General features: G+C 45.9%; 25 protein-coding genes. 16 read left to right on the top strand and 9 right to left on the bottom strand.

What is annotated here, in order from left to right:
• Positions 1–24 precede the first annotated feature (24 nt).
• Entirely contained in the window at positions 25–873 is an 849-nt protein-coding gene (locus BXO87_RS15525) for an STAS domain-containing protein (RefSeq protein WP_007611979.1), read from the bottom strand.
• Between the two features lie 13 nt (positions 874–886).
• A complete protein-coding gene (locus BXO87_RS15530; protein WP_076851387.1) occupies positions 887–2,248 on the bottom strand; it encodes an MATE family efflux transporter in 1,362 nt (453 codons plus the stop codon).
• Positions 2,249–2,525: 277 nt separating this feature from the next.
• Here BXO87_RS15530 and cdaS point away from each other — a divergent pair, with 277 nt between their 5' ends.
• The 9 genes from cdaS (at position 2,526) to BXO87_RS15575 (ending at position 14,756) form a co-directional block, all read left to right on the top strand.
• Positions 2,526–3,152, top strand: coding sequence for a sporulation-specific diadenylate cyclase CdaS (gene cdaS / locus BXO87_RS15535; protein WP_007407964.1), 627 nt, complete (start codon positions 2,526–2,528; stop codon positions 3,150–3,152).
• 118 nt (positions 3,153–3,270) lie between these two features.
• The gene (locus tag BXO87_RS15540) at positions 3,271–4,482 is read left to right on the top strand and encodes a macrolide family glycosyltransferase (protein ID WP_076851388.1); all 1,212 of its coding nucleotides are present in this window, start codon (positions 3,271–3,273) and stop codon (positions 4,480–4,482) included.
• Between the two features lie 320 nt (positions 4,483–4,802).
• Positions 4,803–6,044, top strand: coding sequence for a C40 family peptidase (locus tag BXO87_RS15545; RefSeq protein WP_076851389.1), 1,242 nt, complete (start codon positions 4,803–4,805; stop codon positions 6,042–6,044).
• Positions 6,045–6,125: 81 nt separating this feature from the next.
• Positions 6,126–6,716 carry a superoxide dismutase family protein gene (locus BXO87_RS15550; protein WP_007407968.1) on the top strand — a complete coding sequence of 197 codons (591 nt, stop codon included), beginning with the start codon at positions 6,126–6,128 and terminating at the stop codon, positions 6,714–6,716.
• Between the two features lie 77 nt (positions 6,717–6,793).
• Positions 6,794–7,684: an AAA family ATPase gene (locus BXO87_RS15555; RefSeq protein WP_032869968.1), complete on the top strand. Its 891-nt coding sequence runs from the start codon at positions 6,794–6,796 to the stop codon at positions 7,682–7,684.
• A 10-nt stretch (positions 7,685–7,694) separates the two neighbouring features.
• On the top strand, positions 7,695–9,611 hold the full coding sequence (locus tag BXO87_RS15560) for a vWA domain-containing protein (protein ID WP_076851390.1): 1,917 nt from the start codon (positions 7,695–7,697) through the stop codon (positions 9,609–9,611).
• Between the two features lie 227 nt (positions 9,612–9,838).
• The gene (sucA, locus tag BXO87_RS15565; RefSeq protein WP_038458444.1) at positions 9,839–12,673 is read left to right on the top strand and encodes a 2-oxoglutarate dehydrogenase E1 component; all 2,835 of its coding nucleotides are present in this window, start codon (positions 9,839–9,841) and stop codon (positions 12,671–12,673) included.
• Positions 12,674–12,688: 15 nt separating this feature from the next.
• Positions 12,689–13,936 carry a 2-oxoglutarate dehydrogenase complex dihydrolipoyllysine-residue succinyltransferase gene (gene odhB, locus BXO87_RS15570; protein WP_038458441.1) on the top strand — a complete coding sequence of 416 codons (1,248 nt, stop codon included), beginning with the start codon at positions 12,689–12,691 and terminating at the stop codon, positions 13,934–13,936.
• A gap of 73 nt (positions 13,937–14,009) precedes the next feature.
• On the top strand, positions 14,010–14,756 hold the full coding sequence (locus tag BXO87_RS15575; protein ID WP_038458438.1) for an MBL fold metallo-hydrolase: 747 nt from the start codon (positions 14,010–14,012) through the stop codon (positions 14,754–14,756).
• Between the two features lie 27 nt (positions 14,757–14,783).
• On the opposite strand, the gene BXO87_RS15580 is transcribed toward BXO87_RS15575, so the two are convergent.
• Positions 14,784–15,755, bottom strand: a complete 972-nt coding sequence (locus BXO87_RS15580) for a bile acid:sodium symporter family transporter (RefSeq protein WP_007611964.1) — start codon at positions 15,753–15,755, stop codon at positions 14,784–14,786.
• Between the two features lie 203 nt (positions 15,756–15,958).
• On the opposite strand from BXO87_RS15580, the gene BXO87_RS15585 reads away from it, so the two are divergent.
• On the top strand, positions 15,959–17,296 hold the full coding sequence (locus BXO87_RS15585) for a sodium-dependent transporter (RefSeq protein WP_038458435.1): 1,338 nt from the start codon (positions 15,959–15,961) through the stop codon (positions 17,294–17,296).
• A gap of 39 nt (positions 17,297–17,335) precedes the next feature.
• Here BXO87_RS15585 and BXO87_RS15590 read toward each other — a convergent pair whose 3' ends face one another.
• The 3 genes from BXO87_RS15590 to BXO87_RS15600 form a co-directional block, all read right to left on the bottom strand.
• Positions 17,336–18,181 (bottom strand): superoxide dismutase, encoded by an 846-nt coding sequence (locus BXO87_RS15590; RefSeq protein WP_038458432.1) that lies wholly within the window; start codon positions 18,179–18,181, stop codon positions 17,336–17,338.
• Complete coding sequence (locus BXO87_RS15595) at positions 18,178–20,061, bottom strand: terpene cyclase/mutase family protein (RefSeq protein WP_038458429.1); 1,884 nt, start codon at positions 20,059–20,061, stop codon at positions 18,178–18,180. The genes BXO87_RS15590 and BXO87_RS15595 overlap by 4 nt, the downstream gene beginning before the upstream one ends.
• Positions 20,062–20,157: 96 nt before the next feature.
• Positions 20,158–21,645 carry an aldehyde dehydrogenase family protein gene (locus BXO87_RS15600; RefSeq protein ID WP_024085472.1) on the bottom strand — a complete coding sequence of 496 codons (1,488 nt, stop codon included), beginning with the start codon at positions 21,643–21,645 and terminating at the stop codon, positions 20,158–20,160.
• A gap of 183 nt (positions 21,646–21,828) precedes the next feature.
• Here BXO87_RS15600 and BXO87_RS15605 point away from each other — a divergent pair, with 183 nt between their 5' ends.
• From BXO87_RS15605 to BXO87_RS15615, 3 genes are all read left to right on the top strand, one after another.
• Positions 21,829–22,032, top strand: coding sequence for a DUF6501 family protein (locus tag BXO87_RS15605; protein ID WP_007407979.1), 204 nt, complete (start codon positions 21,829–21,831; stop codon positions 22,030–22,032).
• A gap of 65 nt (positions 22,033–22,097) precedes the next feature.
• Positions 22,098–22,238 (top strand): DUF4025 domain-containing protein, encoded by a 141-nt coding sequence (locus BXO87_RS20605; protein ID WP_003153781.1) that lies wholly within the window; start codon positions 22,098–22,100, stop codon positions 22,236–22,238.
• Between the two features lie 293 nt (positions 22,239–22,531).
• Positions 22,532–22,876, top strand: coding sequence for a PH domain-containing protein (locus BXO87_RS15615; protein ID WP_003153783.1), 345 nt, complete (start codon positions 22,532–22,534; stop codon positions 22,874–22,876).
• 44 nt (positions 22,877–22,920) lie between these two features.
• On the opposite strand, the gene BXO87_RS15620 is transcribed toward BXO87_RS15615, so the two are convergent.
• Together BXO87_RS15620 and BXO87_RS15625 are read right to left on the bottom strand one after the other, a co-directional pair.
• Positions 22,921–23,154 carry a hypothetical protein gene (locus BXO87_RS15620; RefSeq protein ID WP_003153785.1) on the bottom strand — a complete coding sequence of 78 codons (234 nt, stop codon included), beginning with the start codon at positions 23,152–23,154 and terminating at the stop codon, positions 22,921–22,923.
• Entirely contained in the window at positions 23,151–23,423 is a 273-nt protein-coding gene (locus BXO87_RS15625) for a hypothetical protein (RefSeq protein ID WP_003153786.1), read from the bottom strand. The genes BXO87_RS15620 and BXO87_RS15625 overlap by 4 nt, the downstream gene beginning before the upstream one ends.
• 70 nt (positions 23,424–23,493) lie before the next feature.
• Here BXO87_RS15625 and BXO87_RS15630 point away from each other — a divergent pair, with 70 nt between their 5' ends.
• Positions 23,494–23,976, top strand: coding sequence for an Hsp20/alpha crystallin family protein (locus BXO87_RS15630; protein WP_003153787.1), 483 nt, complete (start codon positions 23,494–23,496; stop codon positions 23,974–23,976).
• Here BXO87_RS15630 and BXO87_RS15635 read toward each other — a convergent pair.
• Entirely contained in the window at positions 23,963–24,196 is a 234-nt protein-coding gene (locus BXO87_RS15635) for a hypothetical protein (RefSeq protein WP_014418113.1), read from the bottom strand. The genes BXO87_RS15630 and BXO87_RS15635 overlap by 14 nt on opposite strands.
• A gap of 92 nt (positions 24,197–24,288) precedes the next feature.
• Here BXO87_RS15635 and gerPC point away from each other — a divergent pair, with 92 nt between their 5' ends.
• The gene (gene gerPC, locus BXO87_RS15640) at positions 24,289–24,669 is read left to right on the top strand and encodes a spore germination protein GerPC (protein WP_076851391.1); all 381 of its coding nucleotides are present in this window, start codon (positions 24,289–24,291) and stop codon (positions 24,667–24,669) included.
• 83 nt (positions 24,670–24,752) lie between these two features.
• Positions 24,753–25,244: a TraR/DksA family transcriptional regulator gene (locus BXO87_RS15645; RefSeq protein WP_015417624.1), complete on the top strand. Its 492-nt coding sequence runs from the start codon at positions 24,753–24,755 to the stop codon at positions 25,242–25,244.
• Positions 25,245–25,247 lie beyond the last annotated feature (3 nt).

Raw genomic sequence — 25,247 nt, forward strand, 5'->3', positions numbered from 1 at the left:
AAAAAGGGATAAGGCTGAAATGCCTTATCCCTTTTTTTGTGTCAGATCGGAGGCGATCGCTTCCGCAAGCGAAGACCGTATTGATAAATTTGAAAAACTCAGTCCGAGCTGCACCGCGGTTTGGGCGATTTCAGGACGAATTCCGGATAATGTCGCTTTCACGCCGAGCATTCCGAGTGATTCAATTAAGGTGAAAAGCTGTTGGGCAACCATCGTATCGATCATGGCTACGCCCGATAAATCAATGTACAGCTGCGTGATGCGCTTCTCTGAACACTGGTGCAGCGTATTCTCCAAAATCATTTTGGCTCTTGCCGTGTCAATATCCCCGATCAGCGGCAGCAGTCCGACATTATCAAAAAGCACAATTACCGGCGAGCTCAGCTCGGTGATCAATTCTTTTTGCGCTTCAAGCTGAATGTTTGTGTTTTTATACATTTCCTCTATGAAAATATGAATCACCACATCAAACGATTTAATCAGCGTATGGAATATATCTTCGGCATCTTCTTCTGTCAAGGTGTCTGAATGAAGTCTGGTAAACTGCTTGACATGGCCGACATACAAATCACGAACTCTGATAAACTCGCGAATAATATAATGGATGGGCGTTTTTAAATGTTCTTCATCCCGTGCGGCTTCAAACGCCCACTTTTCCAATGCCGCTGTATATACTTCCTTCTCTTCAGAAAAAATCCGATTGAGCTGATAATTAAACGCCAGATTTTGTTTTTTCAGATTCGTGAGTACAGCCGGGTCAGTAGAAGCATAAACAGAATCAGGATCCGTATCATGAAGGGTATCAAACCATGTCTGACTGATGTCCTCCGCCCGTTCAGTTAAATAATCGTACAGCAGTTTATGTTTTGGCATTGCTGCTCCTCCTTTATGAAATCATCATTTTTTTTACATAACGCGTTTGCAGCTTCAGCAGTCTGAAGAATAAACCGACAGCTCCTGCGGCAAGTCCCGCAATTAACCCGATCCAGTAGCCGTATGCCCCGAGGCCCGTATAAGTGCCGACTGCGTAACCGACCGGAAGCCCGATAATCCAATACGACACAAAAGCCGCGCCGAGTGTATAATTGACATCCTTATATCCTCTCAGAGCGCCTTGTATCGGAGCTGCTACGGCATCAGAAAGCTGGAAAAACAGCGCATAGATTAAAAAGTGCTGCGTCAACATGAGCACCGCCGGATCTGATGTATACATTCCGGCGATTTGCGGTCTGAACAGCAAAATGAAAGCCGCCGTGCATAAAGAAAAACAAAGGGCCATCACAATGCCGATATAGCTGTATGACCGGGCATCCCTGTAGCGCTTTGCGCCTGCTTCAAATCCGACTAAAATGGTCATGGCCATGGATACGCTGAGCGGCAGCATATACAAGAGGGAAGCAAAATTCATTGCCGCTTGGTGGGCTGCAATCGTCACCGTCTGAAAATGGCTCATAAGCAGTGTGACAGCCGCAAAAATGCTCGTTTCAAAAAATACCGCAAAACCGATAGGCAATCCGATTTTCAAAAGCTTCCTGCATTCAGACGGAGAAAAACGGTACAGTTTCCGAAATACAGAGTACCCGGCAAACGGCTCAAATCTGCAGACGATAAAAAAGCTGATGGCGCAAATACACCAGTAAGTCAGGGCGGAAGCGAGCCCCGCCCCGACTCCTCCCAATGCCGGCATGTTGAATTTCCCGAAAATAAATACATAATTTAAAACAAAATTAATAGGCAATGAGCAAAGCGTAATAAGCATTGTGACTCGCGTTTTGCCGAGTGCGTCAATAAACGAGCGCAAAACGGTGTACACAAACAAAGGAAAAATACCGAGGGATAAAAAGCCTAAAAAGTGTTTTGCGATCGTCCGGACACGAGGTTCCAGGCCCAAATGTCCCAAGATCATATCAACGGTGAAAAAGCCGATCAGGATAACCGCCGCACTGAGAACGGCCGCTACATAAACGGCCTGGATGACGGAAAACGGCACTTCCTTTTGTCTGCCGGCTCCAAACAGCTGCGAAACAACGGGCGTAACGGCCATTAATATTCCTGCCAGGCCCGTATAAACCGGCGTCCACAGGCTTGAACCGATTGCAACCCCGGCTAAATCGGCAGCGCTCACTTTCCCTGACATCACCGTATCCAAAAAGGTGATCAGGGAAAGGCCCGCCTGTGTGATTAAAATCGGAATGAAGATATGTAACAGCTGTCTGACCTTTTGGCCGATCGTGTTCGTTTCTCTCAAGTTAGGTTCCCCGTTTCTTTATTTTAACGAGAGAAATTATAACATTTTATGTATAAAAAGCAATGAAAGCCGGCCTACTCTTTTTTGTCCGGTTTCGGCTTTTTAAACATCTTGGCATAAATGAATGAAAGTGAAATGACCCCTAAAAAGGTGCAGATATATTGCATCAGCCGTGCGAATTCCATATGATGTGCGCCTCCTTTCATGATTATGGTGCACACAGCGGCGCATATCCATGCGCGCGATGCAGAAAATAAGGGAAAGGAGCTGATGTGACATGCGCCACACTCAAATGACGGAAAGCGCGTTTACCGCTGCCGTTCAAACGTATTTGAAACAAATTACGGAGGATGCCGGAATGATACTGCGGACATTGGATGAAAAAGACCAATGCCTTCTTTGCGAATTAGATGAACTGGGACATACGTTTCAGGAAATGCAGGCTGTCGCTTCGTCGTTTTACCTGCAGTCATATATCGAACACTTTACGCCTTCCTATACAGAGCTGGCGAGGGCCGTGCAGCATCTGGCGGAAGAAAAACACGGAGCGCTGATTGTGATTGAACGTGCAGATCCGCTGGACGGAATGATACAAAAAGGGACCAGCCTGCATGCCGAGATCAGTGCAGCTTTAATTGAGAGTATTTTTTATCCCGGCAATCCGCTTCATGACGGAGCCGTATTGGTCAGAGAAAACCGGGTTGTATCAGCAGCCAATGTGCTCCCGCTCACAACAAAACATGTCGATCTCAAATACGGGACGCGCCACAGGGCCGCGATGGGACTTTCGGCCGTGACTGATGCACTCGTGCTCGTTGTTTCAGAAGAAACGGGAAAAATGTCCTTTGCTAAAGACGGCGGACTGTATCCGCTTGTTTCGCCGCGGGCGCTTCATACGAAATAATAAGAAAATGGGAATATTGTACCCATTTAATATTAATAAGGTGAACATCTTTACCTTTTTCTGTATTGATGTTATCGTTTAAATATACATAAAATTTAAAAGAATAGGGAGTGGAAAGATGGCAAATGTATTGATGATCGGCTTTCCGGGAGAAGGCCATATCAATCCGTCTTTAGGCGTCGTAAAAGAACTGAAGGCAAAAGGGGAACATGTCGTATATTACGGCGTGAAGGAATATGAGAACAAAATCGCGTCAAGCGGAGCGGAATTCCGTGAATATGAAGATTTCCGAAAAGATGAATTCGGAAAAAATGCAACGGGTGATGAACAGCGGGACGCTACCGAGTTTTTGCTATTAATGATTGAGACTTCCAAAAAAGCCGCACTCCGTATTCTTGAGGAAGTAAAAGATGAATCCTACGACTACATCCTGTATGATCATCATTTTCTGGCAGGAAGGCTCGTGAGAAACCAGCTGAAACTGCCGGCATATTCACTTTGTACGACATTTGCAATGAATGAAGCATTTATTAAAGAAGTGTTTTCAAATACAAACCTTGTATCAGAGGAATCATCTCATTATCCGGCTTATACCGAAGCGGTCAGCCGGCTCAATGAAGAATTCAGCGCAGACATTAAAACGCCGTATGATATTTTCTCAAATGACGGCAGAAAAACCGTTGTATTTACTTCAAGAGCGTTTCAGCCGAAAGAAGAAGAGTTTGGCGATTCTTATCTCTTTGTCGGTCCGTCCATAACCGAAAGGGCGGCGGCTCAAGATTTCCCGTTTGAACAGCTTGAAGGAGAAAACGTCCTGTTTATTTCCATGGGCACGATTTTTAACAATCAGAAGGAATTGTTTAATAAATGCTTAAAAGCGGTCAGAAACTTTAACGGAAAAGCCGTCATGTCAATCGGCAAACATCTTGATCCTGCGGAGCTTGATGAAATTCCTGAGAATGTCATTGTAAAGCCTTATGTTCCGCAGCTTGAGATCCTGAAGAGAGCGGACTTATTTATCACTCACGGCGGAATGAACAGTACGAGCGAAGGGCTTTACTACAAAACCCCGATGATCGTCATTCCGATGGGCGCAGATCAGTTCGCCGTCGGAAGCCAAGTGGAAAACACGGGCGCGGGCAAAATGTTTAAAAAAGAAGATGTAACAGCGGAACTGCTCACTGAAGCAATAAAAGAATTGAGCGAAAATCCTGAATATCAGACAAAAGCTTCTGAAATCGGAGAATCCCTGAAAGCGGCCGGCGGAGCACAGCGTGCAGCGGAATTGATAGCAGAAGACGTGAAAACTGCCGAGACCCGGGTTCTGTAATCAGCCGTCACCCGCTTCCTTTAAAGGAAGCGGGCTTTTTTTGATTGTTTTTCGGGAGGATTTTTCACGCCGTAAAGAGAATTGTATGAAAAACAGACAAGAAAGGTGGAATGTCGCGGAAAAAAGCCATGTTATGAAAATGATTCCAAAGTCTTTTGTGAAATGTTCTCAATTTATGTAAAATGTGTGGCATTGGTGATGATCTAAGGCCAAATGAATCGGAATTAATGTCGACTTCTGAATGAATCCTGCATAACAGGCGGCGTCCAAAGAAAAGGAACGTCCCTTTCAGCAATGATAAATAGGAGGTTTTTCGTTATATGAAGAAAAAAATCGCAGCCGGACTGGCTGTATCTGCAGTAATGACTTCAACCTTCGCCGTGCATCCCGCTGAAGCAAAAACCATTCAAGTAAAAAGCGGCGACTCTCTTTGGAAGCTTTCCCGGCAATATCATACAAGTATTTCAGCCCTGCAGGCGGAAAATAAACTGAAATCAACGATACTCCACCCAGGACAGCGGCTGCACATTCCCGACGGCAGCGGCACACATAAAACGGGGCAAAAGGGAAAACGAAGCACGGGTGCCTACACAGTTACATACGGAGACTCGTTATGGGTGATCGCAAAAAAATACAAAATGAGCGTTTCTGAGCTGAGAAGCCTGAACCGTTTGAGTTCAGATGTCATCTATCCGGGCCAGAAACTGAAAATTAAAGGGTCTGCCGGCGGCACGGACGGAGGCGGCAGACAGACAAAGCCTGATAAAGGCGCATCAGGGACTTACACTGTGAAGCCGGGTGACTCGCTGTGGAAAATCGCCAATCAAACCGGCATCACCATCGCCGAACTGAAAAAGCTGAATCAATTAACATCAGACATGCTGTATCCGAATCAAGTGTTAAAGATCAAAGGTTCTTCACATAACGGAAACAGCGGCACAACACCGCCATCTCATTCAAATCCTTCTGAGAAGCCATCCACTTACAAAGTAAAAGCAGGCGATTCCCTCTGGAAAATTGCTAATCGGTTCGGCATCACCGCTCAGCTCATCAGAGAAAAAAATAAATTGACAACTGATGTGCTTCAAATCGGACAAGTTCTGGTGATTAACGGAACGGGAAAAACAGAAGATCCTGTGCGGCAGCCGGATAACAAACCGGCAAAACCAAACAAGCCGAATACTCCCGAACCTCCGGTGACAGGGTCAAAGATTGACAGAATGATAGGCGAGGCGAAAAAACATGTCGGCGTGCCTTACCGCTGGGGAGGCAATACGCCTGCGGGCTTCGATTGCAGCGGTTACATCTATTACCTTTTAAATAAGGTAAGCTCTGTTTCCCGTCTGAGCACGGCCGGATATTGGAATACGATGAAACATATCAGCCAGCCGTCAGCAGGCGACTTTGTCTTCTTTACGACATATAAAGCGGGCCCTTCTCATATGGGAATGTATTTAGGCGGAGGAGATTTTATTCACGCAAGCTCCTCCGGGGTTGAAATTTCAAACTTAAGCAATCCGTATTGGAAAAAAGCTTATTTAGGAGCGCGCAGTTATTTTTAAAAAAAGCCTTTCGGGGCTTTTTTTGTTTACCATTTTTACGTTTTGACAAGACTGATGGGTAAAAAATAAGGGGGAGGAAGCATGAATCGTCTCTTGCTTTTTCTCATGCTCGCATCAATTACGCTTTGCGGCTGCGGGGGGAGACCCGCTCCTGTTCCGCCCAAAAAACATGGGGAAAGCCGCGCATTGGAAGCATCTGCATACCGTGAGCATGCCGGACTCATCAATCAAAACGGAAAAACGATCGGATATATCGAAGTGAGGGAATCTGATGATGAAGGGTCAGACATTCATATATCAGCGGGGCATCTGCCGCCCGGCACTTCTCTCGGGTTTCATATTTATGAAAAAGGGACATGTCAGGCACCTGATTTCGAATCAGCCGGCGGTCCGTTCAACCCTTTGAACAAAGAACACGGCTTCAACAATCCGATGGGTCATCACGCCGGGGATCTCCCCAATCTTGAAGTGGGGGCTGACGGTAAAGTGGATGTCATTATGAACGCGCCGCAAACTTCATTAAAAGAAGGGAGCAGACTCAGCCTGCTCGACCGGGACGGAAGCGCGTTCGTCATTCATGAACATACGGACGATTATTTGACAAACCCGAGCGGAAATTCCGGAGCCAGAATCGCCTGCGCTCCCCTGACAAAAAGCGCCCGCAGGGAATGAGCCCTTTTGTATTGAGTATACAAGGGCTTTTTTAGTATACTCGGTTATGGAATACAAATGGAAAGGAAACATCACCTATGACTTCAGAATTACAGCACCTATCACTTCCGGAAGATATACAAAACAAACTGCAGGCTTATCAAAATCATCCCGTTTCCCAAGAATTCCGGGATTTAATCGGATCATCAGGCTATGAGGCCGAAGATAAAGCGATTGTATTCGATGCCGTCATTGCTTTGACAATGGGAAAAAATATCTTATTAAAAGGACCGACGGGTTCAGGGAAAACAAAATTGGCGGAAACGCTTTCGAACTATTTTCATAAACCGATGCACAGCGTCAACTGCTCCGTAGACCTCGATGCAGAAGCGCTTGTCGGCTATAAAACGATTGAAAATGAACAGGGACAGGCGACAATTGAATTCGTTCCCGGACCTGTAACAACCGCAATGAACAAGGGACATTTTTTATACATTGACGAAATCAATATGGCAAAGCCTGAAACCCTTCCGATTCTAAACGGCGTGCTAGATTACAGAAAAATGATGACAAATCCCTTTACAGGAGAAGTGATTAAGGCAAGCGAAGGATTCGGTGTTATCGCCGCGATTAATGAAGGCTACGTCGGCACCGTTCCGCTGAACGAAGCCCTTAAAAACCGTTTTGTCATCATTGATGTTCCGTATATTAAAGGAAGCCTCCTGAAACAGGTGCTGACCTCTCAGTCTGTCTTAAAAGATGAGAAATTAATTGAGCGTTTTATGACGCTGTCTTCTGATTTAATCGCACAAGCGCATAACGGACAAGTGTCAGAAGAAGCGGCGTCCATCAGGGCTCTCATTGATACGTGCGACTTGGCTGCGTACATCCCGCCGAAACGGGCGATTGAAAGAGGCATCGTAGAAAAACTTGACGATGACAGGGAAAAAGCCGCTGTCAGAAATATTGCAGAAACGCTGTTCGAATGAGGGATATACAATGAAGTTTATCAAATTTAACGACAGCACGATTGATTCGTTTTTGTTCATGATGCTGACTGACCTGGCCAAAACACTGACCAGAAGCAGTGAAGTTGAAGTGGAATACGGCGTGCAGTCTTACTACAATCCCTTTGAAAAGAAAATTTACATGAGCCACTTTTGGAAAGACCGATCAGCCGGGGATATGGAAGCCGGCCTGAAAAGCGATGTCTATTTGCGCGCTGTCGGAACACGCAGCAGCTCATTTCGGGAATTTGCGGGGTTTTTAAATGACGTTCACCGGCATTTCACCCGCCAAAGCTTTGCCAAGCAGCTGTTTATGCTGCTTGAGGATATCAGAATTGAAGAGCTGACCAAAAAAGAACGGCCGGGAACGAAACGTGTTTTTCAGAAGCGGAGGGAGATGTACAGGAAATATTTCACGACGCAGCTGACATTGAATTTAGAACGGAGCATTTTCACCGACGCTTTGTATTGCGCGATGTTTGTCAAGCTGACGGCTGAGTCTCCGCTTGAAGGCATTCCTTCCATGCATGAACATATTGATATGATGATACCGTATATTGAACGTCAGCTCATCCGGGTGTATGAGGCGGATTCTACGGAACAAATCGCAAGAATAACGGAAGACCTCATGGAAGGCCTTGATGAAGTGCTTGAGAAAGATATGCTGAACACGTACTTTTTTCTGCCGGAACTTGATTACGAAAAAGCGGCTGAAGAGCCTTTATTCGAAAGTGTAAAAAAAGCGCCTTCGTTAAGTGACGATCTCACGCTACCTGAGTCTTCCGACGGAGATGAAGAAATCTTTGAAGAGAAAATGAATACGTGGCACCGGGAAACCGAAGCGCCGGCAAAAAGTTTCCTTCAATTTGATATTGAGCACGGCGCGAAATCGGATCTTGGGAAAGACGCGGCCAGAGAAGGCGATGACGGTGACCAGGCGCTCGGCTCCGTTCAAGGTTCCGCACGTCAGACGAAAAGAGAGGATTACTCCAAACTGGAAGCGCTTGAATCCATTCAGGATGAACATGAGGGCGCGGGGCTGGCTGACGGAAAAGAAAACAAATTTGCCTTCCCGGTTTATCAAACGCCTCATAAAGCGTCTCCTGAAGAGGAGCAGTCTTATAAAGAACAGGCAAAAACGATAGAATCATATCAAAAACGCCTGAAGCAGATGATACAAAAAACACTTGAGCACAAAAAAACGCTCCCGCGGACCGACCTTCACGCAGGCCGGCTGAATCGCAAACTGATCCGCTATTTTACGGAGCGGAACCCGCGCCTTTTCTTTAAAAAGCAGGACCCGTCTTCAGACATTGACGCCGTTTTTACATTGCTTGTCGATTGTTCGGCCAGCATGTTCGACAAAATGGATGAAACAAAAAGAGGGATCGTTCTTTTTCATGAAGCCTTGAAATCAGTGTCCGTACCGCACCAGATCGTCGGATTTTGGGAGGATACAAACGAAGCGACCGAAACGAGCCAGCCGAATTTCTTCAATACCGTCATTTCGTTTGAAGAGTCGCTGCTGCAGGCGGCGGGTCCGCTGATCATGCAGCTTGCGCCTGAAGAAGATAACAGAGACGGATACGCCATCAGACAAATGACGAAACAGCTGATACGGCGGAGTGAGTTGCAAAAATTTTTAATCGTGTTTTCAGACGGAGAGCCGGCAGCATTCGGATACGAACAAAACGGCATCGTCGATACGAGCGAGGCTGTCATCGAAGCGAGAAAAAAAGGGATAGAAGTCATAAATGTTTTTCTGTCCAATACTGCGATAGAGGAATCACAGATGAAAACCATTCAGGATATGTACGGAAAGTACAGTATTTTTGTTCCGGATGTCGATCAGCTGCCCGATGTGCTGTATCCGCTCTTGAAAAAACTGCTTCATAAAAGCATAGGATAGGCTTTTTCCTATGCTTTTTCGCTTTTTATTTTAAAATGATTTAATTTTTTCGGTATTGATCTGTTTTTTTTACTATTTTGTGAACAATCAAGGTAGAATCCAAACGCAATCAGTGGTAAAATATCCTTGGAAGCGTTTTTATTACATAATTTTGGGCACAGCGTTCAAAAGTTATTTCAAGATAGTGAATTGATCACTTGATTATCTAGGTTGGGGGTAATATTCAAATGTTTCAAAATAATATGAAACAAAGAATGAATTGGGAAGATTTTTACGGACCGAACCTCGGCTACGCACTGGAGCTGTACGACCAATATGCTGAAGATCCAGACAGCATTGATCCGGATCTGAAAGACATGTTTGACGAACTCGGCGCTCCGCCAAGCCAAATAAAAGAGGCATCGGGAACAAAGGAACAGGGACGCGTCACCGCAGATCTGATTCAAAAGATCGCAGCAGCAGTTAAACTTGCAGAAGATATTCGAACCTATGGCCATCTGAACGCTTCCGTCAATCCGCTCAGAAAGGATCCGAAAAAGAGCGAGCTCTTTCCGTTATCCGAGTACGGGCTTACAGAAGAAGAAATGAAAGCAATACCCGCGTCTGTCATCTGTAAGGACGCACCTGCCAATATAACAAACGGCTTAGAAGCCATCCAGCATTTACGCAATACCTATAAAAGAACCATCTCCTTCGAGTTTGACCATGTGCATGATTTCGAAGAGCGTGCATGGATTACAAAAATGGTCGAATCCGGAGAACTGTTCCGGAAAAATTCACCGGAAAAACTGTCAGCCGTTTTAGAAAGACTGACGGAAGTAGAAGGATTTGAACAATTTTTACACCGGACATTCGTCGGTCAGAAGCGTTTCTCAATTGAGGGATTAGACGCGCTTGTGCCGGTCCTTGACGACATTATCGCCCAGTCTGTGAAAGCGGGCACAACCAATGTCAATATCGGGATGGCGCACAGAGGCCGTTTAAATGTGCTTGCGCATGTGCTCGGCAAACCGTATGAGATTATTTTCTCAGAATTCCAGCACGCGCCGAATAAAGACCTTGTGCCGTCTGAAGGATCGACCGGCATCAGCTACGGCTGGACGGGCGATGTAAAATACCACCTCGGTGCAGACAGACAGCTTCAGGATGCTGAAACCAAAAGCGCGCGGATTACGCTTGCAAATAACCCGAGCCATTTGGAATTCATCAATCCGATTGTTGAAGGAAGCACGCGGGCGGCACAGGAAACAAGAACGCAAAAGGGGTACCCGGTTCAAGACGAAACAAAATCGCTCGCCATTTTAATTCACGGTGACGCAGCGTTTCCGGGAGAAGGCATTGTCGCCGAGACGCTGAACTTAAGCTCTCTGAAAGGCTATCAGGTCGGCGGGGCCATTCATATCATCGCCAATAATATGATCGGCTTTACAACTGAAAGCGATGAATCACGATCCACGAAATATGCCAGTGATTTGGCGAAGGGCTATGAAATCCCGATCGTTCACGTCAACGCGGATGATCCGGAAGCATGCCTGTCAGCCGTTAAATTTGCGGTTGAATACCGGAAGCGGTTCAATAAAGATTTCTTAATCGATTTAATCGGGTACAGACGGTACGGCCACAATGAAATGGATGAGCCGTCAACGACACAGCCGATGCTGTATGACGCCGTCAGAAAACACCCGACTGTCAAGCGGATCTTTGCGGAAAAACTCGTAAGTGAAGGTCTGATCAGCGAGGAAAAAGCGCAAAACATCGAAACGTCAGTGACAAAACGAATTGAAGACGCCTATAAAAAGGTGCCCGCCAAAAAAGAAGACGCCGTACGGGAAATTGAATTGCCGGAACCGGTGTCCAACGGTTTTCCAGACGTTGACACAGCCATCGACTTTGATGTTCTCCGCAAGCTGAACGGCGAACTTATCAACTGGCCGGAATCTTTTAACGTGTTCGGCAAGCTGAAAAGAATCCTGGAAAGACGTGCAAAAGCGTTTGATGATGACCGTAAAGTTGAATGGTCATTGGCTGAATCGCTTGCGTTTGCTTCCATTTTGAAAGACGGCACGCCGATCCGGCTGACCGGACAGGATTCAGAGCGCGGAACGTTCGCTCAAAGAAACCTTGTGCTGCATGACAGCGAAACAGGAGAAGAATTTGTTGCCCTCCATCATTTAGACGACTGCGCTGCTTCATTTACGGTGCATAACAGCCCGCTCTCTGAAGGATCGGTTCTCGGCTTTGAATATGGATACAACGTGTATTCGCCTGAAACGCTTGTGATGTGGGAGGCGCAGTACGGGGACTTTGCCAATGCGGCTCAAGTCTATTTTGATCAATTCATATCTGCAGGACGGGCAAAATGGGGACAAAAATCAGGACTGGTCATGCTGCTGCCTCACGGTTACGAAGGGCAGGGCCCTGAACACTCCAGCGGCCGCGTCGAGCGGTTCCTGCAGCTGGCGGCGGAAAACAACTGGACGGTGGCCAACCTGACAAGTGCGGCTCAGTATTTCCATATTTTAAGAAGACAAGCGAAAATGCTGCTTCGTGAGGAAATCCGCCCGCTTGTGATCATGACGCCGAAGAGCCTGCTGCGCAACCCGAATACGGTATCTGAAGTGCAGGAACTGAGCGAAAGCCGATTCAAGCCTGTCTATGAGCAGTCCGGACTTTCCCATGCTTACGAAAAAGTGACTCGCGTCGTATTATCAAGCGGAAAAGTGTCAATTGATATCAGCGATCACTTCAACAAAATGGAAGGCAATAAGGATTGGCTTCATATTGCCAGAATCGAACAGCTGTATCCGTTCCCGGCAAAAGATACGAAGGAGCTTTTCGCCAAACTGCCGAACCTGCAAGAGATCGTTTGGGTTCAGGAAGAGCCGCAGAACATGGGGGCATGGAGTTATATCAGCCCGTATCTGACGGAAATCGCGCCAAAAGGAGTAAATGTCCAATACATCGGCCGAAGAAGACGATCCAGTCCCGCAGAAGGAGATCCGACAGTCCACAAAAAAGAACAGGAACGCATTGTATCTGATAGCTTGACTCGCAAAAACTAAGGGGGAAATGAAAAAATGGCGGAAATTAAGGTACCTGAATTAGCAGAATCAATCTCAGAAGGAACGATAGCCCAATGGTTAAAGCAGCCCGGTGATTATGTAGAACAGGGTGAGTACTTGCTTGAACTGGAGACGGACAAAGTAAATGTTGAATTGACAGCAGAAGAATCGGGTGTTCTAAAAGAGGTATTGAAAGATTCGGGTGATACCGTCCAAGTAGGAGAAATTATCGGTACCATTACAGAAGGCGCTGGCGAAAGTTCTGCACCCGCCCCTTCAGAAAGTGCTCCAGCCAATGAACAAACGAAAGAGGAAGCAAAAGCTGAACCTGCTGCACAAGAAGTCAGCCAGGAAGCACAATCAGAAGCGAAAGCCAGAACGGTAGCGTCTCCGGCTGCACGCAAGCTGGCAAGGGAAAAAGGAATTGATCTATCACAAATTCCGACGGGAGACCCGCTCGGCCGCGTGCGCAAACAAGATGTGGAAGCTTATGAAAAACCGGCTTCAAAACCTGCGGCACAGCCGAAACAGCAGGCTCAAAAAACACAGCAAAGCTTTGACAAACCTGTCGAAGTGCAAAAAATGTCCCGCCGCAGACAGACGATCGCGAAACGATTGGTTGAAGTGCAGCAGACTTCTGCGATGCTGACTACATTTAACGAAGTTGACATGACGGCCGTTATGAATCTAAGAAAACGCCGCAAAGACCAATTCCTTGAGCAAAACGATGTAAAACTCGGTTTCATGTCGTTCTTTACAAAAGCCGTTGTGGCTGCATTGAAAAAATTCCCGCTCCTTAACGCTGAAATTCAAGGCGATGAGCTGATCGTGAAAAAATTCTATGACATCGGTATCGCTGTCGCGGCTGAAGAAGGGCTTGTCGTCCCAGTCGTGCGTGACGCTGACCGCCTGACGTTTGCCGGCATTGAAAGAGAGATCGGCGAACTTGCGAAAAAAGCGCGAAACAATAAATTAACATTAGGTGAGCTGCAAGGAGGCTCCTTCACGATCACAAACGGAGGTACATTCGGATCGCTTATGTCAACACCGATCCTAAACAGCCCTCAGGTTGGGATCTTAGGTATGCACAAAATTCAGCTGCGCCCAGTAGCGATTGATGCGGAGCGCTCTGAAAACCGTCCGATGATGTACATCGCTTTATCATACGATCACAGAATCGTAGATGGTAAAGAAGCGGTCGGATTCCTTGTCACCATTAAAAACCTGCTTGAAGATCCGGAACAGCTGTTGCTGGAAGGATAATTTGAGACAGACAAAAAGTACACTGCCCTTACAAGCAGTGTACTTTTTTTATTGAGAGAAGGGGAGAATTTATATGAAAAGCTGTTATCCGCTTGAGATCGAATTTGAATATAATGAAGAATTGCATTCTATCACTCCGGTTCTTCTGCAAGACGAACATGACACGATATTAATAGACTGCGGATATCCCGGTTTTACAAACCATCTTCAACACGCTGCTGCCCGGCATGGAATGTCGCTTCATTCATTGACAAAAATCATTGTAACGCATCACGACATAGACCATATCGGCTCACTCGCTGCATTATACCGTTTGCATCCGGATGTCAGCGTGACAGTACATGAGCGTGAAGCGCCGTATATTGACGGCTCTAAAAAATCTTTACGGCTTGAGCAGGCTGAATCAACGTTTTGTTCATTGCCAGAGGATGCAAAGCCTTATGCAAAACAGTTCATCCGCTCGCTTCAATCAGTCGAATCGGTTCCAGTTCACCGGACAGTTACTGACGGCGAGCTGCTGCCTTGGTGCGGAGGCATTCGCGTTGTAGCCACACCGGGTCATACACCCGGCCATATCAGTCTTTATCTGCCTGCCGAAAAAACTATGGTCACAGGTGATGCGGTCGTCATTGAAGACGGAAAGCTGAACCTTGCTAATCCCGGCTATACGTTACATATGGATGATGCGGTCCGTTCTGTGCAGCGGCTGCTCGATTACGATATCCGTCAATTGATTTGTTATCATGGAGGTTTATTTCAGGGGGATGTAAAAAAAGCGCTTTTGCGTCTGTTTCGTGATCTGCAGAATAAACAAGGATAGGAGCGGCAGCAGCCTATCCTTGTTCAGTTATGAAAACGGAATCTTTGCCGTTTCTTCTTCTTCGGCGCTGTTTTTCTCTTTTTTCTTAGACCAGTAGGTGGCAAGAACAGACCCCGACAGATTGTGCCATATGCTGAAAATTGCGCTCGGCACGGCTGACAAAGGGGAGAAATGCGCTGTCGCAAGCGCTGCGCCCAGTCCGGAGTTTTGCATTCCGACTTCGATCGCAATCGCTTTTTGTGAAGCATAATCCATTTTGAACAGCTTTGCAGTCAGGAATCCTAACAAATATCCGATTCCGTTATGTAAGATGACGACAGACACAATCAGCAGTCCTGATTGAAGCAGATGCTCACGATTTACGCTGACGACAGAGGATACAATCGCTACGATGCCGATTACCGACACGAGAGGAAGCGCGTGCACGGCTTGTCCGACCTGTTTTTTGAAGAACAGCTTCACAATCACCCCGAGGACGATCGGCAAAAGCACGGCTTGCATTATGGAAACAAACAGTGAACCGAAAGAAACGGGGAGCCACTCTTTCGCAAACAGCATAATAAGTGCCGGCGTTACAATAGGAGCAAGCAATGTTGAGATCGTGGTGACCGCAACAGAAAGCGCAGTATTGCCTTTCGCCAAAAACGTCATGACGTTTGATGCCGTACCGCCCGGACAGCATCCGACCAGAATGACGCCCGCGGCGATTTCTGCGGGGAGGCGGAGCCCGATTGATAAACAGAAAGCCGTAAGCGGCATAATCGTAAACTGGCAAGCGACTCCGATCACCACATGCCAAGGCTTTCTGATTAATTCTTTAAAATCGTCTGCTTGAAGAGTAAGCCCCATCCCAAACATAATAATACCAAGGAAAATTGTCATATAAGAACTGATCCAAGAAAACAAATCAGGGTAGGCGAATCCTAAACCGGCAAAGACGATAACCCACAAGCCAAAGGTTTGGCCTGCAAACCCGCTTATTTTTTTCAGCCATTCCATAAACACAGCTCCTTTTACATTCAATCAATCAGTCAGAAAATATGACTGACTTTTCTGTATTCCATTATAAATAATTTTCTGAATAATTCAATATTAAATATAAGTTTTCGATAAAATTATTATGTAAACTAACATCTTCTTGACTATTCAGACATATATTCTTACAATTGATTTTTATACTGAAATGAATTGGGAGTGCTGAAGTGAAAGAAGCTAATCAATGGTCATCTAAGCTGGGATTTATTTTAGCTACGGCCGGCTCTGCAATCGGGCTCGGCGCAATATGGAAGTTCCCTTACGTAGCGGGAACCAGCGGAGGCGGCGCTTTTCTGCTTGTTTTTATTTTATTTACTGTTTTAATCGGACTGCCGCTTTTACTTGCTGAATTTATTATCGGCAGAAAAACACAAAAAAACGCCGTTGAATCCTATAAGGCGCTCGCGCCGGGGAAAAAGTGGCATTGGATCGGATATCTCGGAATCATTACGTGTTTTATTCTATTATCCTTCTACAGCGTAGTGGGGGGATGGATATTAATCTACATTATAAAAGGCTTTACAGGCGGCTTATCGCTTTCTTCGGGATTTGATACGTTATTTATCGATACCATTTCAAATCCTTATGCAGCCGTTTTCGGCCAGCTGCTGTTTATCGTGCTGACGATTTTAGTTGTGGCAAAAGGGGTGAGCAGCGGAATAGAAAAGGTAAGCCAGGTGCTGATGCCGGCTCTGTTTATTCTGTTTATTCTTTTAATGATCCGCTCCGTTACGCTGCATGATGCAGCGAAGGGATTAAAATTCTTTTTTATGCCTGATTTTGGCGCGATGGATGCCAATACCATTTTATATGCGATGGGACAATCATTTTTCTCGTTAAGCGTCGGAGTGTCCGTAATGGTTACATACAGCGCATATTTAGAAAAAGAAGAAAATATTGTTCAATCCGCCGTATCGGTGACGGTATTAAATGTCCTTGTTGCCGTGATGGCGGGAGTGGCGATTTTTCCGGCGGTGTTTGCATTCGGCCTCAAGCCGGATCAAGGCCCGCAGCTTTTATTTAACGTGCTGCCGACCGTCTTTAACCAAATGCCGTTGGGCATCGTGTTTTTACTCGCCTTTTTGCTGCTGTTTTTATTTGCGACGCTGACATCGGCTTTTTCAATGCTTGAAATTTTAGTTGCTGTTTTGTCAAAAGGCGATTCGGCAAAACGGAAGCGGTATGCATGGATAGGGGGACTTGCTATATTTATTGTCGGGGTCCCTTCGGCGCTGTCGTACGGAATTTTGAGTGATATTTCTATTTTTCACCGCAGTATTTTTGACTCTGCGGATTTTCTGGTCAGCAATGTCTTAATGCCGCTGGGCGCGCTTTTAATTGCCGTTTTCGTACCGCTGAAAATTCCGAAACAGATGCTGTTTGACGAACTGAAAAGCGGTTCCGGTATAAAACGAAAATGGTTTGCAGTCTGGCTCCTATTAATCCGTTATCTGGCTCCTGTAGCCATTATTATCGTTTTTCTGCACGTGCTTGGTATTTTTTAAACCAAAAGAAGCAGGCCCCCGTTCAAGACGGGGGCTTTTTTAATAAAGCGGCCATATCACGCGGTGCGCTTGTTCGAACCGTTTCTCCGCCTCCCGCCAATCAACGACATTCCACCATTGATCCACGTAAGCCGCGCGGTCGTTTTTATATTGTAAATAATAAGCGTGTTCCCACACATCCAGCGGAAGCAAAGGAATGACGTCCCACTGGCTGTAGAGCTGATGCTTCTCAGCGGCCAAAATCTCCAGCCGCCCGGCGCGCGGCGCCCAGACTAGGATAGCCCAGCCGACTCCTTCGACTTTTTTCGCCGCTTGAGAAAATTGCTCTTTAAAAGCGGAATAGCTTCCGAATGACACATCAATCATTTGAAAGAGCGTACCCGTCGGCCGTCTTTTTCCGTTTGGATTCATAGAAAACCAGAAAATACTGTGCAAATAATGGCCCGCGCCGTGAAACGCCAATTGCCGCTCCCAATGCGCCACTAAGTCGTACTGTTTCGTCTGTCTCGCTTTTTTGAGCTCCAGTTCTGCTTTATTCAGACCGTCAACATAGCTCTGATGGTGTTTGGTGTGGTGGAGTTTCATAATCTCTCTTGAAATATACGGTTCCAGTGCGGAATAACTGTAAGGCAGTTTAGGGAGGACATGCTTGCCGATCGGCACATAAGCTCTGCGCTCATCCGGCTCTTCGGGTTCAGTAATGTCCCGGTAAAGTGCCGATGCCTGTTCGTACCATTCCGCCTCCGTTAATCCATCATCCTGAAGGGTGTGAAAAATCCGGTCGATTTGTGCCGCGAAGCGATCGAACCGACCTTGCTGAATGACTTGTTCCTTCAAGGTTTCACACCAATTCAGCATCTCGGTTTGATAAGCGTGCCGTTTCATTTTTCTTCCTCCTTTTCACTCACTTTCATAAAAGTGCTGAGCGCAAGCAAAGAAAACACATACGGGTAGCTGTGATACCTGATGTAAAACTGCTTCGGCAGGCCGATTCCGGTCGGATAGCTGAAAGCGGCGCCTTCGTAATGCCGGTTTTCAATAAGAAAAGATATGCCTTTTGTGACGGCTTGATGATGAGTTTTTTCGTATTGCAACAAAGCTTCGGTCGCCCAAGCCGTCTGTACAAGCGTCCCGTAAGAAAGCGGAACATAAGTTTTGACTTCTGCGCTTTTACAGGATTCCCCCCAGCTTCCGTCCTCGTTTTGAATGGACTTCAGCCAGCGGATCGCTTTTTTCACGGCCGGGTGGTTTTGGCTCACGCCGCAAGCCTTCATCCCTGTCAGCGCCGCCCATGTGCCGTAAATATAGCAGACACCCCATCTGCCGTACCACGATCCGTCCTCTTCTTGATGGCGGATCAGCCATTGGACGGCTTTTTCAATCTGAGGGTGATCAGAAGAAAGCCCCGCTTCTCCTAAACAGTGCAGCACCCGTCCGGTTAAGTCGCTTGTTGAAGGATCGATGGCAGCTTCCTCAGCCGATTCCAGCGGCAGCAGGCGGACCAGCGGATGATTGACATTTTTCTCAAAAGCAGAGAAGCCGCCGTCACTGTTTTGCATGGACAAAAGCCAGCTCAGTCCGCGTTCCCATGAGGCGGGATAAAGTTTTCGCGGAATGGCTTTGAGCACTGCGGCTGTGTCATCACAATCAGGATTATTTGTATTAATGTTTGAAAAACCCCATCCTCCCGGTTCAGCATGCGGGTTGTGAACGGCCCAATCAGCGACTTTCGTCTGCTGCCGTTCACGCAGAAACCGGGCGGCGCTGGTTATCATCTGATCGTTATCTGAGATACCGCTTTTTATAAGCGCATAGTTGAGAAGCGCCGTATCCCAAACGGTCGACGTTGAATTTTCCAGGTACGGTATATTGCCGCAAGATGTGAGCAAAGCTTTCGTGCCGGCAAGTGCTTTTCTGATAACGGGGGAGTGGCGCGATACACCGAGAGCGAGCAGGCCGTACACCATAAAAATAGTGGCACTCGCATAGCTGTATAATGTGCCGTCTTCTTCAATCCGGTCAAGCATATACGTTTTGGCCGTACGCAGACCGAGCTGGTGAAAAGCGGCAGGAATCTGCAAAAGCCGCTTCCAGTGCGCGAAAAGAGAAGAGAGGTCTCTGTTCTCATCCTGATCGGAACGAAGCCATGTAAACGGATTTTTAGTCATATGCCGATCTAAATGCGCGAGAGACGGAACATTGGGATTTTTCAGCGAAAATCTTTTGTTAAGCGTCACGGCCATCGGTACAAAATGAATACGGGCGTATGTACTGAACTGGTAAAAATGCAGCGGGAAGGATGGGGGAATGACTAAGAAAGATAATGGCAGATGCAGCGCGGGCCATGGATAAAGGCCGTTTGCCGCAAGCATCCACTTTGTCATAAAGTGTACGTTGCGCAAGCCGCCATTTGAGATGATAAAGCGTTCGGCCTGAATCATATGCGCCTCAGAACGGCTATATAAACCGGAAGCCAGCAAGCCGGCATAGCCCTGTACAGTGGCGGTCACATTTCCTTTCCGGTCATCAGGATAGTTGGCAAAAGTTCCGTCCGGGCGCTGTTTAGCGCGAATGCCTTCTGCAAGCTCAGCGATCAGTTCTTTATCATTGTCTCCAAGAGAAGTGAGGAGGAGGATCAGAAAGGCGTTTGTCAAAATCGGTCCTTCAAAACAAAATGACCATGAGCCGTCCGCATTTTGCGTTTCTCTTAATAGGGAGATGGTTTTCTTTTGGCGGCTTCTGACGTTTTCATGAATTGTGCTCACACTCGCTCAACTCCTTCAGAAGCATATATATTCATATGTAAAAGGCGGCATGACAAAAGAAAGAAACTGCTGACAGGCAGCAGTTTCTTGTTTGATTTAATCTTCCAGATTGATCCAGACACTTTTCACTTCTGTATAATTATTCAGCGCGTAAGAGCCCATTTCCCGCCCGAGGCCGGATTGCTTATAGCCGCCGAAAGGAGATGCCGCATCGAAAACATTGTAGCAGTTGACCCAAACGGTGCCGGCTTGGAGACGGTCAGCAATGTAATGGGCGTTTTTCACATTCTCAGTCCAAAGTCCGGCTGCCAGGCCGTATTCCGAGCGGTTCGCCCGCTCAATGACTTCATCTACCGTATCATACGGAATGGCGGCTAAAACAGGGCCGAAAATTTCTTCTTTTGCGATGGTCATGCTGTCATCCACATCCGCAAATACAGTCGGGGAGACAAAATACCCTTCTTCAAATGGGCAGCTGCCGCCCGCGACAGCTTTGGCTCCTTCCGCTTTTCCTTTTTCAATATATGAAAGCACGCGCTCATGCTGTTCTTGACTGACGAGCGGGCCGATTTGTGTATCTTGGTGAAGGCCGGCGCCTTGCTGAAGCGATTTCGCATATGAAACCATTTCGCTGACGACCTCATCATATTTGTCTTTGTGAATGAAGACACGGGAGCCTGCGCAGCATACCTGCCCCTGATTAAACATGACCCCGTTTAAAGCGCCGGGAATGGCTTTCTTCAAATTGGCGTCAGGCAAAATGATATTAGGTGACTTTCCGCCAAGCTCCAGTGTCACGCGTTTAATTTTTTTTGCGGCTTTTTCCATGATTTTTTTGCCGATTTCTGTAGAACCGGTAAAAGCGAGTTTATCGACATCGTCATGGTTGGTCAGCGCTTCCCCGGCCGTCTCGCCGAACCCTGGGACAATATTGATGACGCCGTCAGGGAAGCCCGCCTGATCTATTAACTCCGCTAAATAGAGGGCGGTCAGCGGTGTCTGTTCCGCCGGTTTCAAAACGATTGTGCAGCCTGTGGCAAGGGCGGCGCCCATTTTCCACATCGCCATAAGGAGCGGGAAGTTCCAAGGGATGATCTGTCCCACGACGCCGACAGGCTCATGGCGGGTGTAATTAAAATATGAGCCGGCGACCGGAATTGTTTGTCCGGTTATCTTTGTAGACCACCCGGCATAATAACGCATATGCTCAATTGCGAGCGGGATATCCCCATTTGTTGTTTCATTAATCGGTTTTCCGTTATCAAGTGTTTCAAGCTGCGCGAGTTCCGTTTTGTGCTCTTCCATTAAATCGGCAAGCTTATACATCAGCCTGCTTCTGGAAGCGGCCGGCATAGTGCGCCATTCGCCGTGATCAAAGGCTTTGCGTGCCGCTTTCACTGCACTGTCAATGTCTTCTGACTGTGCCTCGTAAAGCGTCATCAGCGTTTCTCCGGTTGCCGGATTCGGTGTGACAAATGTTGATCCTGAAGCGCTCGGAACAAATTTTCCGTCAATATAAAGTTTCTTCGTACCCTGTAAAAATGTTTCCAGCCTTTTTGTGATCTGCATCGTTAAAGAACTCATTCGTAACAAACCTCCCGAAATTTTTTTATGGTCTGTTTTGAGCATCTTGATGTCCGCGCGAAGTAAGCGCATACAGTCATTTTATAATAACATCTCCGGTAAAATCAATCGATAACCGTTATTGCAATTCACAAGAAAAAACGGCTACAATAAGCTTATCGATTAAGAAAAGGAGTTTTATAAATGATTCATAATAATTGGCAGACAAAAGAAAGCGTCAAAAAGGTCAAATGCGTACATACAGATGCGAAAAAATACATTGTCAAAAATGTGCTGACGCCGGGTAAAGAGTATGAAGTCAAAAATGAAACAGAAGAATTCATTTTTGTTGTAGACAATACAAACAAAGTCGGAGGCTTCTACAAAGAGTATTTTGAAGAAGTTTAAAGCTGTATGAATTTATTTTGCCTGAGCCATACTAAAAAAGACTACATATAAAGGGTGGCTGCAAAATGAAAAAAACAGAGCAAGACAAACAAAATAAAACATCAGATCAGCTTCAGCAAGTGCAACCTGAAGAAGGCACCGACACGACGATGGAACAAATTTCAGATACCTATAAAGAAGGAACAATTGAAGATACGGATCGTTGATGTTTTGTTAAAACCGCGGCATTGAAGAAGCCGCGGTTTTTTATGGCGAAAATAAAAAACTGACTTTTCGAAAAAAATACCGTTTTCTTGAAACCTTTTCTTTCGCTGAACCGTACTACTTCATAACAGCGGCACCTTTCGCGAAGGGCTTTTTTGATGAACGTTCTAAAAATGTAATCTGTTCGTAATGGTTTAAATGCCGTCTATGTCGTATTCTTATATAGGGATAAAGAACTTATTTTTTTATGATTGTAATAAAACAATAGTATAGAAGCAGAAAGTGGGGTTCTTCATTGGGAATTTTTTCTGTCAGCAGATCAACCGACACAAAAAAGCTGGAGGCTTTGCTCGTTGAGGGAGAACGGATCGAAACGATTTATAAACTGCGGGTTGACCAAATATGCTTTACGAATAAACGAGTGATTTTCTTTGATAATAAAATGTTCTCCAAAAAGAAAGTGCGCGTATTTCTTCCATATAAAACAATTGAAAGCTTCGCCATTCAAGAAGCGGGGATGTTTGATCCCGATACCGGGCTTGTATTAATGACAAGGGGAAAAACTTTCGAATTGGAATTTGCAAAAGAAACGGACTTGACTGAGGTTCAAGCCATCTTAACAAAATACTTATGCAGTTAAATATCACATAAAAGCCATCCGAATGCATGCGGATGGCCTTTTTATTATATAATGCTTGTTTTTCCGGAGTTCGAATCAATGAGATCCGGATCAGCAATAGAACTGATGGGGATATAAATCGGCGCCAAATCACCATTTTCTTCACCGAATCCGTAGTTGATCTTATTGGATAAAAAATAATCGATTTGCTGATACGGGCCGATCGTAATGGAAGAACCGCGGTCGACTGCATTTACTTTAAAGCCTCCTACATTTACCAAAACCGGCGAAAACATCATAATGGGCCTCCTTTTCCGGCAGGAATTTTATCGCATGCAGACTCAAAGGTAGATGGAGAATCAATTTGATCCCGGTCATCCACTTTGCCGTTCGTGCCGATGAAGCCGCTTGCATCTCCGAAGTTCTGTCCGTATCCCTGATTCTTTTTATCAGAATTCTGCCATTCCGCCAGTAAATTTTGTCCGACATTCACCGCTGAAGCATTTTCAAAGGAATTAATTTTCAACATGAAAATATTAATATTGATATATGGAGTTGGTTGAACCACAGGCAAACCTCCTTTAATACAGGTGTATGCCGGCTGTTATGACCGTATGCTTAGACAGGGGGCGATAAAAATGGATTTCGATAAGATGAAGCAGTGGATGGAAATGGCGCAAAACATGTCCGGCGGCGACTTTTGGAAAAACGTTTTTGATGATGAACAACTGAAATCATTTCAAAACGGCCATTCTCATTTTCCCTTTCAACAGGGAGATGGGCAAATGAGAAGAAATGAGGATGCTTTTCCTCTTATAGATATTGTGGAAACCCATGATGAGCTCCAATTTTTACTGTATCTGCCCGGCTACCGGAAACAAGATGTTCAGCTGCTGTCCTACGGAGAATATATCGTCGTAAAAGGCACGAGAAAATCCTTTTTTAATGAACAGGATTTTAAACAGAAGACCGGAAAATACGGCGATTTTGAAAAAAAACTCGACCTTCCGCATTCCGCTCAGGGGACGAAGGGAATGCAGGCGGTATTCAAAGACGGGATTTTATATATATCGATTGCTAAACATCTGGGGGATGCAAGCCAGATCATTATCGAAGGCTGATCTTGTTTGCTGTGCCGTCTATCAGATCTGAATCATCGATACTCATGATAGGGATGACGACAACGGTGCAATCACCGTTTTGTTCACCGTACCCTTCATTTCTTTTATTGGCTGCTGTGTTTCTCACCATAACGGAAGAGCCGGTGTTAAAAGCTGCTCCGCCGCTGATTCCGTTCATTTTTATATACTCAAAGTTGATAACGGATGGAAAAAACATCATGATTCGCCTCCTTTTTGTATATCATGTTTATATATTCGCAATGCGGGACGCATAGAACTTTCCAAGAGTGACGGGGAAAGAAGTGATTTTCTTTGAAAAAAATAATGAAAGAGATTTTCAAAAAAGTGTGTGAAGAAGAATTAGACCGGCTTAAGAAAGTGGAACAACAGCTTGATGAGCTTCAGGATAAGTGTCATTTTGAGCCGCAAACGGTTGAAGGGGAAAAAACATATGTCCATATTGAGCATGTCAAAGTGGAAAAGGTTGAATACAATATTGATTTTGAAAAGCTGAGTATAGAAGAGCTGAGCGGTATGCTGAATATCGGCGCCACTTACCATACACCGGAGCATAGGCTTAAACAAGCCTGCGCTGAAGAATTTCGGGACAACCGGCAAAATGATGCTGCGAAAGAAAAAAGACAGACAAAGCAGCAGACACCCAATGTCACCATCAGGGGGAGAAAGCATTGACCTCCGTTGTTTCAGCCTCCTTTTTCTAGGGTATGTATTAACAGATGCAGCGAAGAATACAGACGAAAAAGGAGATGATGAATATGTCATTATCAAAAGAACAGCAGGACAGCCTTTATCATAAATTAATCGATTTAAAGGAAAGTCTTCAGGGAGAATCAAAAGAAAATCATTCAATGAGCGAAGACACAGGAGAACTGTCTAACGGAGTAGATAATCACTTAGCTGATCACGGAAGCATTTATTTGGACAGGGTCACGAATCAGACGCTGGACGGTGTCGATCAGAATCTTTTAGATGAGGTGAATGCCGCGCTTGAACGAATGGAAAAAGGAACATACGGGATTTGCGAGAAAACGGGAAAAGAAATTCCTTATGAAAGACTTGAAGCCGTGCCGTACGCCAGAATGACCGTCGAAGCGCAGCGAGAAACAGAAGGGGATGTGAAAACAGACGCTCCGTCATATGAAAGGGAATTTCACGAGCAGGTGAAAGACCTCTCAAATAAAGAAACCGTTGATCAAAAAAGCTCACAAACTTACGAAATCCTGGATCGCGAGCAGGATTCACAATAATAG

The organism is Bacillus sp. GZB (assembly GCF_001975995.1).
Classification (GTDB): domain Bacteria; phylum Bacillota; class Bacilli; order Bacillales; family Bacillaceae; genus Bacillus; species Bacillus velezensis.

What these genes read in the sequence shown, in the direction of transcription:
- sucA (WP_038458444.1), top strand. Translation starts at nt 9,839, where the DNA reads ATGTTTCAAAATAATATGAAACAAAGAATGAATTGGGAAGATTTTTAC.
- BXO87_RS15590 (WP_038458432.1), bottom strand. Translation starts at nt 18,181, where the DNA reads ATGAAACGGCACGCTTATCAAACCGAGATGCTGAATTGGTGTGAAACC.
- cdaS (WP_007407964.1), top strand. Translation starts at nt 2,526, where the DNA reads ATGCGCCACACTCAAATGACGGAAAGCGCGTTTACCGCTGCCGTTCAA.
- BXO87_RS15550 (WP_007407968.1), top strand. Translation starts at nt 6,126, where the DNA reads ATGAATCGTCTCTTGCTTTTTCTCATGCTCGCATCAATTACGCTTTGC.
- BXO87_RS15555 (WP_032869968.1), top strand. Translation starts at nt 6,794, where the DNA reads ATGACTTCAGAATTACAGCACCTATCACTTCCGGAAGATATACAAAAC.
- BXO87_RS15635 (WP_014418113.1), bottom strand. Translation starts at nt 24,196, where the DNA reads ATGATGTTTTTTCCATCCGTTATCAACTTTGAGTATATAAAAATGAAC.
- BXO87_RS15580 (WP_007611964.1), bottom strand. Translation starts at nt 15,755, where the DNA reads ATGGAATGGCTGAAAAAAATAAGCGGGTTTGCAGGCCAAACCTTTGGC.
- BXO87_RS15540 (WP_076851388.1), top strand. Translation starts at nt 3,271, where the DNA reads ATGGCAAATGTATTGATGATCGGCTTTCCGGGAGAAGGCCATATCAAT.
- BXO87_RS15575 (WP_038458438.1), top strand. Translation starts at nt 14,010, where the DNA reads ATGAAAAGCTGTTATCCGCTTGAGATCGAATTTGAATATAATGAAGAA.
- BXO87_RS15560 (WP_076851390.1), top strand. Translation starts at nt 7,695, where the DNA reads ATGAAGTTTATCAAATTTAACGACAGCACGATTGATTCGTTTTTGTTC.
- BXO87_RS20605 (WP_003153781.1), top strand. Translation starts at nt 22,098, where the DNA reads ATGAAAAAAACAGAGCAAGACAAACAAAATAAAACATCAGATCAGCTT.
- odhB (WP_038458441.1), top strand. Translation starts at nt 12,689, where the DNA reads ATGGCGGAAATTAAGGTACCTGAATTAGCAGAATCAATCTCAGAAGGA.
- BXO87_RS15525 (WP_007611979.1), bottom strand. Translation starts at nt 873, where the DNA reads ATGCCAAAACATAAACTGCTGTACGATTATTTAACTGAACGGGCGGAG.
- BXO87_RS15600 (WP_024085472.1), bottom strand. Translation starts at nt 21,645, where the DNA reads ATGAGTTCTTTAACGATGCAGATCACAAAAAGGCTGGAAACATTTTTA.
- BXO87_RS15545 (WP_076851389.1), top strand. Translation starts at nt 4,803, where the DNA reads ATGAAGAAAAAAATCGCAGCCGGACTGGCTGTATCTGCAGTAATGACT.
- BXO87_RS15645 (WP_015417624.1), top strand. Translation starts at nt 24,753, where the DNA reads ATGTCATTATCAAAAGAACAGCAGGACAGCCTTTATCATAAATTAATC.
- BXO87_RS15620 (WP_003153785.1), bottom strand. Translation starts at nt 23,154, where the DNA reads ATGATGTTTTCGCCGGTTTTGGTAAATGTAGGAGGCTTTAAAGTAAAT.
- BXO87_RS15605 (WP_007407979.1), top strand. Translation starts at nt 21,829, where the DNA reads ATGATTCATAATAATTGGCAGACAAAAGAAAGCGTCAAAAAGGTCAAA.
- BXO87_RS15630 (WP_003153787.1), top strand. Translation starts at nt 23,494, where the DNA reads ATGGATTTCGATAAGATGAAGCAGTGGATGGAAATGGCGCAAAACATG.